General features: G+C 38.6%; 12 protein-coding genes and 1 tRNA gene. 7 read left to right on the top strand and 6 right to left on the bottom strand.

Annotation, left to right across the window (positions count from 1 at the left end; translation table 11 throughout):
* Positions 1-237: 237 nt before the first annotated feature.
* The 6 genes from HX743_RS14695 to HX743_RS14670 all read left to right on the top strand — a co-directional run bounded on the left by HX743_RS14695 (position 238) and on the right by HX743_RS14670 (position 5,087).
* Positions 238-480, top strand: a complete 243-nt coding sequence (locus tag HX743_RS14695) for an AlpA family transcriptional regulator (RefSeq protein ID WP_178319577.1) — start codon at positions 238-240, stop codon at positions 478-480.
* Between the two features lie 139 nt (positions 481-619).
* Positions 620-2,764 (top strand): AAA family ATPase, encoded by a 2,145-nt coding sequence (locus tag HX743_RS14690; RefSeq protein WP_178319576.1) that lies wholly within the window; start codon positions 620-622, stop codon positions 2,762-2,764.
* Positions 2,765-3,414: 650 nt separating this feature from the next.
* Positions 3,415-4,131 (top strand): hypothetical protein, encoded by a 717-nt coding sequence (locus HX743_RS14685; protein WP_178319575.1) that lies wholly within the window; start codon positions 3,415-3,417, stop codon positions 4,129-4,131.
* 35 nt (positions 4,132-4,166) lie between these two features.
* The gene (locus tag HX743_RS14680) at positions 4,167-4,598 is read left to right on the top strand and encodes a DUF5681 domain-containing protein (RefSeq protein WP_004998933.1); all 432 of its coding nucleotides are present in this window, start codon (positions 4,167-4,169) and stop codon (positions 4,596-4,598) included.
* The gene (locus HX743_RS14675) at positions 4,598-4,918 is read left to right on the top strand and encodes a hypothetical protein (RefSeq protein ID WP_178319574.1); all 321 of its coding nucleotides are present in this window, start codon (positions 4,598-4,600) and stop codon (positions 4,916-4,918) included. Before HX743_RS14680 ends, HX743_RS14675 begins: the two co-directional genes overlap by 1 nt.
* A complete protein-coding gene (locus HX743_RS14670) occupies positions 4,911-5,087 on the top strand; it encodes a hypothetical protein (protein WP_171290418.1) in 177 nt (58 codons plus the stop codon). The genes HX743_RS14675 and HX743_RS14670 overlap by 8 nt, the downstream gene beginning before the upstream one ends.
* Positions 5,088-5,090: 3 nt before the next feature.
* Here the strand turns inward: HX743_RS14670 and HX743_RS14665 are convergent, their stop codons facing one another.
* From HX743_RS14665 to HX743_RS14645, 5 genes are all read right to left on the bottom strand, one after another.
* Positions 5,091-5,951: a trypsin-like peptidase domain-containing protein gene (locus HX743_RS14665; protein ID WP_178319573.1), complete on the bottom strand. Its 861-nt coding sequence runs from the start codon at positions 5,949-5,951 to the stop codon at positions 5,091-5,093.
* 3 nt (positions 5,952-5,954) lie between these two features.
* Positions 5,955-6,308: a DUF2513 domain-containing protein gene (locus HX743_RS14660; RefSeq protein ID WP_178319572.1), complete on the bottom strand. Its 354-nt coding sequence runs from the start codon at positions 6,306-6,308 to the stop codon at positions 5,955-5,957.
* Between the two features lie 7 nt (positions 6,309-6,315).
* A complete protein-coding gene (locus tag HX743_RS14655; RefSeq protein ID WP_178319571.1) occupies positions 6,316-6,777 on the bottom strand; it encodes a hypothetical protein in 462 nt (153 codons plus the stop codon).
* 177 nt (positions 6,778-6,954) lie between these two features.
* Positions 6,955-7,044: transfer RNA gene (locus tag HX743_RS14650), tRNA-Ser, on the bottom strand.
* A 129-nt stretch (positions 7,045-7,173) separates the two neighbouring features.
* Positions 7,174-9,207 carry an NADPH-dependent 2,4-dienoyl-CoA reductase gene (locus HX743_RS14645; protein ID WP_168461197.1) on the bottom strand — a complete coding sequence of 678 codons (2,034 nt, stop codon included), beginning with the start codon at positions 9,205-9,207 and terminating at the stop codon, positions 7,174-7,176.
* 360 nt (positions 9,208-9,567) lie between these two features.
* Between HX743_RS14645 and argG the strand changes: the two genes are divergently transcribed.
* The gene (gene argG, locus HX743_RS14640) at positions 9,568-10,911 is read left to right on the top strand and encodes an argininosuccinate synthase (protein WP_178319570.1); all 1,344 of its coding nucleotides are present in this window, start codon (positions 9,568-9,570) and stop codon (positions 10,909-10,911) included.
* Positions 10,912-11,076: 165 nt separating this feature from the next.
* On the opposite strand, the gene HX743_RS14635 is transcribed toward argG, so the two are convergent.
* Positions 11,077-11,315: zinc ribbon domain-containing protein (locus HX743_RS14635; RefSeq protein ID WP_178319569.1), on the bottom strand; the 239-nt coding region annotated here is incomplete at its 5' end.

Raw genomic sequence — 11,315 nt, 5'->3', positions numbered from 1 at the left:
GTCCGGTGCTTTACAAGCCTGAACGATCTGCTGTTTAAATTCAGCACTGTATGTTCTTCGTTTTTTCGCAAGAGATGCGATGGATGTCTGATTATTTGTAGTCATAAATTTAAGTCCCCACTTGTTTCTAAGTGGGGACTAAATTAAGGCTTATAGGATGAATTCAGAAGGTGTGTTCAGCGGACGCTTACTTTTTTATTGCATGTCAGATAGCTCATTACTAAAGGAACTTTTGACATGACTATTTCAGCAAACAATCATAAAGATTTACTGACGACTAAAGAAGCCGCTTCATTACTTGGCTTTAAAAAGAACACCCTTGAAATATGGCGTACTAAAGGTAAAGGACCACAATTTATTAAAGTGGGATCAGATACCCAGTCACGTGTCCGTTATTTACGTTCAACCTTAATGGCATGGCTTGAAGCACAAGCGCATTCAAGTACGTCTTCGTATTCAATTCAAACCTCCGACAAATAATTAATTTTCTGTTCTAAACCTTAAACGTATTGCGCTTATTGAAACCTGTGTCCAACACCTCTCCCGACCTAAGCCTATCGTAAACATACAATCAAAAAAAAGACTGCCGAAGCAGTCTTTTTGATAGGAATAAACTGGCATGAATAGCTTAAACCGTACCCCTATTTTACCACAGCAAACTACGCAAGGCAGCCAAGCCCCACAGCAAACCTCTGTCATTATTAATGATTCAAATCTGTGGGCTAATATTCCCGAGGAATTAAAAGAGCGTGCTCAATGGGCTGTAAGTGGAGCAAGTAAAGCCCCCCTTTATGTTGTAGATGGCTATCCCGTTCCTGCTAAATCAAATGACCCTGCAACATGGATGAACTTTAATGATGCTTGCACCTTTGCATGGAACAATCGTGGCAGGGTAACGTCACACACAGACAAACACGGTATTGAAGTAAAACAGCAAGGTTACTGCATTGGATACATGCTAAGCGCAGACGATCCATTTACCTGTATTGACCTTGATGTTAAGGATGCTAGTAACTGCACAGACGCATCGCAATGGACTACACCAGACCAATATGAACTCTATCAGCGTATTATTCTAAACTTTGCAAGTTTTACTGAATATTCTCGAAGTGGAAAAGGATTCCATATATGGGTCAAAGGCAATATTGGCAAGGGTCGACGTCGTGAAGGTGTTGAACTTTATAGTCAAGAACGTTTTATTGTTTGTACAGGTAATATCTACAAAAATCATTCAATTAATGAACGTTCTGAATTTTTGAATAATATGGTGACGCAATTATCACCATTAAAGTTAACAAGTGACATTGAGCCAATAGATGACCAACCTCAAGTTGAATCTGATGAGTTAATTATTGAAAAAGCTTTTAATGCAGAAAATAAGCATAAATTTCTAGCATTATGGAATGCTGAATTAGATACAGATTTACATACTATTGGTCTTGACCACAGTCAAGCTGATGCATCGTTAGTTCAAATCCTTGCATTCTATACACCTAATAACGAACAACTTATTCGTTTATGGCATCAATCAAACCTTGGAAAACGAAAAAAGGCAAAGCGTAAAGATTATATTAATCGCACCATTAATAAAGCTCGTTTACATACGATGGTAGATAATATTGAGGCAGCAAAATCTATTCAGGAGGGAAAAGAAATTGCTGAGCAATTATTAAAAAATCATGCTGAAAAAAAGTTTAATAAATCCAAATTACCATTTTTCATGACTGATGAAGATTTAGAAAAGCTACCTCCTCCGTCTTGGCTAGTGGATGACATTATCCCTGAAACTGGTATTGGCGCTATTTATGGCAAATCAGGCTCATATAAGTCATTTTTAACAATCGACCTATTAGCCCATATAGGTAATGGGAAAGCTTGGTTCGGAAAAGATACTAAGAAGAAACCTGTAATCTATATTGCTTTAGAGGGCAATGCTGGAATACCTAAAAGGATTAAAGCTTGGAAAATTCATAACCGTACCAACTCAAATATCAATAATCTTAATCGTGACATTAATATTAATTTTAGAGACAACTCTAATATTGATTATCTAATTGAAAAAATTAAAGATGCTGGGTTAGATGGAGGTGTTATTTGCATTGATACACTTGCTCAGGCAGGGGGCGACATGGATGAAAACAGTAGTAAAGATATGGGCTATATGATTAAAACTTTCCAATATATTCAACAAGAGCTTGGAGGCGTTGTATTGATTGTTCACCACACTGGTAAAGCTAATGATAAAGGTATGCGAGGACACTCCAGTTTATATGCTTCTTTAGACTTTGCTTTAGAATGTATTGCAGATAAAAACAAGCGTAAAGCAAGTTTTAAAATTGCCAAATCTAAAGATGGCGATGATTCTTTAGATTATAATTTTACATTGAATATAATTAATACTGGCAATGAGGATAATGGTAAAGCAATTACTTCATTAGCAGTGTCCCCAATAATCGATATAACCACAATACAAAAATCAGAGTTAGAAAAACAAGAATTAGCTGAGCTTGATAAATCGGATGATATTTTTATTTGGAACTGGATTTCTCGTGAGTGTAGTCAAGGTAATTACCCAAGTAAAAACTCACTAAAAGGTCAGCTAAATGAAATGAAAGTGAAATGGGATATTACCCAAAAGAGAATTTACTCTGCTGTTGACCGTTTATTAGCAACAGAAAAAATTAAAAGCGATAAACACAATGGCAATCCCCACTTAAAAGTTATATCGAACCAAGCACCACTAGGGGGTTCACCAAATTATTAGGGTTCACTAGGGGTTCGCTAAGGGTTCACCAGTAGGTTAATTTGGTGAACCCGACCTACCCCCGATACCCTAGCGAATAGGGTTCGCTAGAGGGTATATACCTTTAGGTAGCGAACCCTACTGGTGAACCCGACCTACCCCCGATACCCTAGCGAATAGGGTTCGCTAGAGGGTATATACCTTTAGGTAGCGAACCCTACTGGTGAACCCACCCCCCTATACAAAATTATTTTTTTCTCATATAGGGGGTTCACTTATTATTTTCGTTCATTTGTATAACTATTTCTTAGCTCAATAGATTACATGCCCCAGCGATCTTATTAATACTGTGGTTAAAAATATGATTACTTGCTGCTAATTAAATTACTAAACCCTTTACCCCGAAATACAGGTTTAAACATAACGAAATTAGCACGACTTTCAGGGGTAAATAGCCTCTTTAAGCACTCGGTTGGTACAAAGGTACTGGCTACCCTAAAAACTCGCTTAAAACGGCTGTTTTTCGCACTACAAAAACGCTTGTTTATACCCCCATATAATTTGTTATTTGCTGTAAATAATTTGCATCTATTTGATTTCGTCGCCATTTTAATTTGTTTTTCGTATGTTGTAAGCAATAAGTAATTATGCAACCAGTATGCGAGTTCAAAATGTCTATATATCCTCTAATTACACCATCACTACATCCCGACAATATCAAGCACCTTCAAGGCTATGATGAAGAAACTGCTTCTTATGTTCACATTGCTGCACAAGCATTGAGTGAAGCCTACGAAGGTATCAATGATATTCATAAAGCACGTGAAGCAAGTAAGCGAAATCCTGTTTGGAATGAAGCAGCTCAATTAATCCAAACTGATGACTTTGCCAATAAGAAGCTTCTTAAAATTACTAAATCTATTGATTCTGCAAATGCAAACCTAAGTAAAAGCATTGCTCATATTGAAAAGGAACTAACCACACCTTTGAAAGCAGGTGCTAATGACCCTGTGGCTAATGAAATCCGCTCGCATGTTAAAAATATGAATAACAGCAAGCGTCGCAAATTCATTGAAGAAGCACAGCAGAAAAAAGACTTGCAAACACTTCAAGCTCTTTTAGGTGCTCCATCATACCTTTCAGGCTTAACAGATATTGAAGTTCAACATTACACACGTCAGCTCCATGAAATTCAAAATCCTGCTTTAGCTAAGCGATTAAAAGTAATGAAGAATGCAGCAACGTTACTGGGTGAACGTGGTGGCTTGGTATTTAAAGAAGTAGAAAAAGCAGTAGGTAAACCATCACACGTTATTCAAAAACTTCGCAAAGCAAAAAATGAAGCAGAACAAGCGTTCATTTTAAAAGACCAACGTGTCGATCTTTGAAATTGATAATTAATAGTTTAGATCAAGGAATTGTAATGACCACAAATTCAAAGACTAAAACAGCAGGAAATCCAAATTGGCGTAAGGGGATGAACTCCCCTAACCCACAAGGTCGCCCAAAAGGGATTATTGATAAACGAATGAAAGTAAATCAATCCCTACTCGCTGATGCTGATGATATTGCCAAAGTAGTGATTCAATCTGCTCTTTCAGGCGATATGCAAGCGGCTAGCTTAGTCCTTTCACGTATTGCGCCAACGCTTAAAGCTCAGACTGAAACAGTCCAGTTTGAATTAGATGCCACAGCAAGTGTAACCGAACAAGCACAATCTGTTTTACAGGCTATTGCTGACGGCAATGTTGCGCCTGATGTGGGTAAACAAATTATTGAAGCAATTAATGCTTTAAATGGTATTCGTCAGATTGATGAATTAGAACAACGTATTAATGCACTGGAGAAACACTAATGAACCTGCCAACACGAGAAGAATATGAATTTTTACGTTTTAAATTTACACAGGATATTGCACATGGTTCACCAAGTGAACGTTTGGTTGCAATGCATAATCTAATGCACATCATGGCGTTATATGCTTCTAGCGATGAACTTGAGGAAGTATTTATTAAACCCTTATTTGCAAAGCTTGAAGAAAAGCTAAATAGCCCATTACACCCATTTAGCGACTATGTACCTCCTACAGTACCAGTAACGGTTAAAAACATGCTACAGGGGCAACTGTGGGCACAATACCCTAACCCTAATTGTGGTCATACCGATAATGGCTAAGGTATTAAAAGACTTTCAAAGGCGTTTAGCTAAAGTCGAAACCAACAGAAAGAATAAAGCGACTACTATTAAATTAGTAGCCGCTTTTCCACCTATTTTATCTTATGATGAGTGGGAAGCTATTGCTGTACCACATCAACAACAATTAGTAGATGATACTAGGAGTTAATTATTATAAAGTTATTTTGTTTAATGCGCAGAAAGCTTCAACAACCTCATTAACAGTCCGAGATTTAAATACAATCCCTAAATCAATCATTTCTTGATACTGAACCGCTGGTTTTACTGCCGTTGGAATTGGAACGGAAATCACATCAGTTATATTACGTTTGAGATAAACGGCAGCAACTACTCCTAAAAAGTAGAACCTACTTCCTCCCATAATTGTATTATTATTCTTATCAGTATACCCACCAGTTTCACATAAAAAGACTGGACTACCACTGGAACCCCCAAACACAGAAGCGTCTATAAGAAACTTAGGTTGATTCTCAAAATCTATTTGTAATGGTGTAGCAGTTGTGCCTTTTCGAACAATTGGCAAATTATGATAACTATCCCAAATTCCATTTGGATAACCAACAAAGGTAATATTTTCTAATGCATCTAAATCTTTTAGTACAGCTTCGGTGGGAACACTAGCATTTGATACACATCTAAAAAATGGCTGTCTACCCGACTGTTGCTTCACAAAATTTATTAATGGGACAAAAGGACAAATAGCTATATCAACATTAGGATCGGGATGCCCCAACCACATATCTTGCCAAGCAGGATTTTGAATATCCAAATTGAATGTCTCACCTATTTTGGGTTGATTATTTTCTCCTAGATGCATCACAATAGAACCCGATACTGTATTTTCTATCACATGTTTATTGGTAACTAAAAATAAATAATCAATTTGTGGATCTTGCTTACTTTTATATCCATAAATAAATCCAGTGCCAGAGCCTTGTTCTCCGTTAGCACTTAACGTATTTATTTTTAAGGTTAAGTAATAAAGCTGTTCCGCGATGGTAAAAACTTCCATTATTTAATTCCCTACAATCATTGCAATAGCTTTAACACCAAGTGCTTTAACAACGTCAAAAGTTAATTCAAGCCCCTTCTCTAAAGCTGTAGTTTTTATATTTTCCCATACAGGCTTACTTCTAATAGTATCTAAAAGGTCATGCCCTTCCCAAGTAAGACCACTAATAGACACATGAGCTACACTACCTCTCATTAACAATGGTTTGCCATTTAAGAAGCCTGAATCTATTAAAAGCACAGTATTTTCAAGTACTGATATTTTATTTTCCATTTCGGTTTCTTGGAGATAGTCTTCAAATCTATCTTCTTCAACAGCAATAAGAACCTGTCTAATAATTTCCCAATCTCTTTTCATCTCTACCCTACTTTAGATTACTTTTAATCTTGTCTGCTAAATCCGCTTCAATTAAACCTTTTGACAAGCAAGTTAGCGTCACATCAAATGTTGTGCTTCCAACTTTATATTCACCTTGAATATTACTTTTAATACTTAAAGAATTGTCATCAATAATAATATTCTGTGCTACTGTGGTTTTTGTTCGCTTATCTTTTAGATAATCAATACCCATTACCTTGCCACAATCAGCATAACTTGGATCTATTCTATAGTCCTTAGAAGCTGTGGTTATCACACCTGCATCCAAGTCTGAACTTGTTATCTGGTATCCCTCTAAAGCCAAAGTACGTTTAGAAGCTTTAAATATTTCTTCCTTTGTTGCTTGAACTTCTACTGAAATACTTTTACTCTCGCCTACTGGTGGCTTATAAGCCATTGATAAAGTAGAAATGGAAAAAGCTAAAATACTCACAATTATTTTTTTCATATCATTGTCTTTAGTCTAAGAAATATACAAAGTAAATTATCATAGAGAAGAACTTCAATACACTGATTTAATGAAAGATATTTATTTTTAATTTTGTTTTTGCTTACTACAGGCTTACGTTACATAACCCTAGAAACAACAAAGCCCTGAGGATGTCAGGGCTAAGTCGTTGATATTTGGCGGAAGCGGTGAGATTCGAACTCACGGAGGACTCACACCCTCGTCGGTTTTCAAGACCGGTGCATTAAACCGCTCTGCCACGCTTCCATGTGCGCAATCATACGAAGCTTTTGATTTGATGACAAGTAAAAAATAGCACCCAGTCAATCAAATGAATATTGTTTCACCAAATTATCTGTATGTTTCATCAAAACAACAGCATAGCACCTAAACTTTTTAAAGTTGTGCTGCCAACTCTGCGCCTTCACGAATAGCACGTTTTGCATCCAACTCTGCAGCAAGTTTCGCACCGCCAATAATGTGATAGTTTGCCAAGGTGTTTTCATCTGCCTTCGGCATTAAGTCTTTTACAGATTCTTGCCCTGCACAGACGACAATACTATCTACACGCAACAGTTGCGATTGCCCAGCCATTTCAATCCACAAACCTTCGTTACTAATGGCTTTATACTGCACCCCACGTAACATACGCACTGCATGTTTTTTCAATTGTGCACGATGCACCCAACCTGATGTTTTACCCAAACCCGCGCCTAAAGCTGTAGTTTTACGCTGTAATAAGTAAATCTCACGAATAGGTGGATGTACTTCTGCAGCCAACATCCCGCCTTCGGTCACATAGTTAGGATTTGGATCTACTCCCCACTCACGCTGCCAATCTACTAATGGTTGCGGCTGTGGCTGATTTTCAGGTTTTAATAAAAACTCGGATACATCAAAACCAATACCGCCCGCACCAATGACAGCAACTTTTTGACCAACCGGTGCGCCACGCAATACTTCAGCATAAGACAATACTTGCGGTGCATCGCTCCCTTCAATTTTTAAGGCGCGTGGTACCACACCTGTTGCAATTACAACTTCATCAAAACCTTCACGTTCTAGTTGTTCACGATTCACTTTGGTATTTAAACGTAAATCGACCCCAGTTTTTTCAATTTGTACTTTAAAATAGCGAATGGTTTCGTGAAATTCTTCTTTCCCTGGCACAACTTTCGCCAAGTTGAATTGTCCGCCCACTTCATTGCTTGCTTCAAACAAAGTCACTTGATGCCCACGGCTAGCAGCAACTGTAGCTGCAGACATTCCCGCAACACCACCACCGACTACTGCAATACGTTTTGGCTGTTTGGTTTTTTCATAGACCAATTCAGTTTCATAAGCTGCACGTGGATTGACGAGACAGGTCGCACGTTGATTTTTAAAAGTATGATCCAAACACGCTTGGTTACAAGCAATACAGGTATTAATTTCATTGACACGATTGGTTGCAGTTTTATTGACCCAAAACGCATCTGCCAATAATGGGCGTGCCATTTGAATCATATCCGCCTTACCTGCTGCCAAAATTTCTTCTGCTGTATCAGGCATATTAATACGGTTAGAGGCAATCACAGGAATTTCAACATGCTTTTTCACCTCGGCTGTGTAATCCACAAAAGCAGCACGCGGTACAGATGTCACAATAGTTGGAATACGTGCTTCATGCCAGCCAATACCGGTATTGAGCAAGTTCACCCCTGCCTGCTCTAACGCTTGGGCAACTGTAATCACTTCCTGCATGGTGTTACCATCATGTACTAAATCAAGCATCGACAAACGGAAGCAGATAATAAACTTCTCACCAACTTCGGCACGAATGGCTTTTACCACTTCTAAAGCAAAACGCGTACGGTTTTCAATCGAACCGCCCCACTGATCTTCACGCTGATTGACATGACGACTTAAAAACTGATTCAGCAAATAGCCTTCAGAGCCCATAATTTCTACACCATCGTAGCCCGCCATTTTGGCTAAATTGGCAGTTTTGGCGTAGTCCTGAATGGTATTTAAAATTTGTCTTTCACTCATTTTACGGGGTTTAAATGGTGAAATTGGTGACTTAATTGGACTTGCAGAAACCACAAAGGGTTGGTAGCCATAGCGCCCTGCATGCAAAATTTGCATTAAAATTTTGGCACCGTGCTTGTGTACTGCGTGTGTCACTAGTCGATGCGGAGCAACATCACCCAGGGTATTCATGGTACCGCCTGCAGGCAATAGCCAACCTTGACGGTTAGGTGAAATACCACCAGTGATAATCAAGCCCACGCCACCTTTAGCACGCTCACCAAAATAAGCCGCAAGCTTTGGATAATTATAAAAGCGATCTTCCAAGCCCGTGTGCATTGAACCCATCACGACACGGTTTTTGATGGTGGTAAATCCTAAATGTAATGGTTTTAGAATATTTGCATAGCGAGTTGTCATGATGAATCCTTATATAATTAGCTTTGCAACTTGTTGCATGAATACTTTAACTGATTTTTATAAACTGTTTATGACTCTAAAGTTCGACTGTGTGGCGCAAACGTCAATCTACCGCTTTCCTTGATCTCAAACTGTTAAAAATAGAGCATTTTAATGATGCCCAAAAAATATCTGTTTTGATTATCATCTTCTATCCTCAGTTTGCCATTTCTAAATGAAAATTTAAGCGAGAACCTGATTTTTTTATCAAATGCGCTTTTTAAACGAAAACAAGCATTTTAAAGAGTGCTATAATTTGCAGTTTAGAATTCTCCTTGGCCACCAAATGTGGTGCCTATTTTAAAAAAGTTAGGACTAGCAATGACTGATAATGCAACTATCTTGCAGAATGTACCAGTAGGCAAAAAAGTCGGTATCGCCTTTTCTGGTGGTCTAGATACTTCAGCTGCTTTATTGTGGATGAAGCAAAAAGGCGCTAAACCGTATGCGTATACCGCAAACTTGGGTCAGCCAGATGAAGATGACTATGATGCCATTCCAAAGAAAGCAGAAGAATACGGTGCAGTAAAAGCACGCTTAGTTGACTGTCGTTTACAGTTAGCTTTAGAAGGTATTGCTGCAATTCAATGTGGTGCATTCCATATCAGCACAGGTGGTATGCCTTACTTTAACACTACACCGCTTGGTCGTGCAGTTACGGGCACCATGTTGGTTACCGCAATGAAAGAAGATGACGTCAACATTTGGGGTGACGGCTCAACTTATAAAGGTAACGATATTGAGCGTTTCTACCGTTATGGTTTATTGACCAATCCAGCGCTTAAAATTTATAAGCCTTGGTTAGACCAAACCTTTATTGATGAGTTAGGTGGTCGTGCGGAAATGTCACAATTTCTTATCGACAATGGTTTTGACTATAAAATGTCAAAAGAAAAAGCTTATTCAACTGACTCAAACATGCTAGGTGCAACACACGAAGCGAAAGACCTTGAGTACCTAGATGCTGGCATCAAAATCGTTGATCCAATCATGGGCGTGGCGTTCTGGAAAGATGACGTTGAAGTTAAAGCCGAAGAAGTGTCGGTTACCTTTGAAGAAGGTATGCCAGTTGCATTAAACGGTCAGCGTTTTGAAAACCCTGTTGAGTTGATTCTTGAAGCGAACCGTATTGGTGGTCGTCATGGTTTGGGGATGTCTGACCAAATCGAAAACCGTATTATTGAAGCAAAATCTCGCGGTATTTATGAAGCACCAGGCATGGCGTTATTGCACATTGCTTATGAGCGTTTGGTTACGGGTATTCACAACGAAGATACTATTGAACAATACCGCATTAACGGTTTACGTTTAGGTCGTTTATTGTATCAAGGTCGTTGGTTCGATTCTCAAGCGTTAATGTTACGTGAAACTGCGCAGCGTTGGGTGGCTAAAGCAATTACTGGTACAGTGACTTTAGAATTACGTCGTGGTAATGACTATACCATTATGAACACTGAATCTCCGAACCTCACTTATGAAGCTGAGCGTTTAACTATGGAGAAAGGTGATTCAATGTTTACGCCAATGGATCGTATTGGTCAGTTAACTATGCGTAACCTAGACATTACCGATACACGCGCTAAATTGGGTCTTTATACCAATTCTGGCTTATTGTCGATTGGTTCAGGTTCTGCAGTGCCACAATTGAAAGACAAAAACAAATAATCACTTGGTGATGATTTTGTGAAATCGAAAGCCGCTCAAATTGAGCGGCTTTTTTATGTTTGTTTAAACATGAGGACTAAACAATTCATACTAAATGAAAGCTGCATTGACATACTCCCACCACTTTCGTTTTCACTCAAGTGGGAGATTCTAAAAGCAAAGCTCTTAGGCGACTTCCTCACGGATTTCGCTTGCTTTCTGCTTCTTAGGGCGACCTTTACCGCATCCACCCTCCACAGACAAAACGGCATGTCCTGCCGACAATATATTACGAGATGCGTTTAAATCCGCATTCGCAACATAACCGCATCCGACACACTCAAATTTAGCTTGAGTTTGTCGGTTTTCTTTTGCTACATGACCACATTCACAGCAGGTTTGACTTGTGTACTTCGGATCAACTT

This window comes from Acinetobacter sp. Swhac1, from assembly GCF_013390985.1.
GTDB lineage: Bacteria > Pseudomonadota > Gammaproteobacteria > Pseudomonadales > Moraxellaceae > Acinetobacter > Acinetobacter towneri.
Note: the sequence above shows the minus strand (reverse complement) of the source record. Positions and strands in the feature narration are given on the sequence as shown.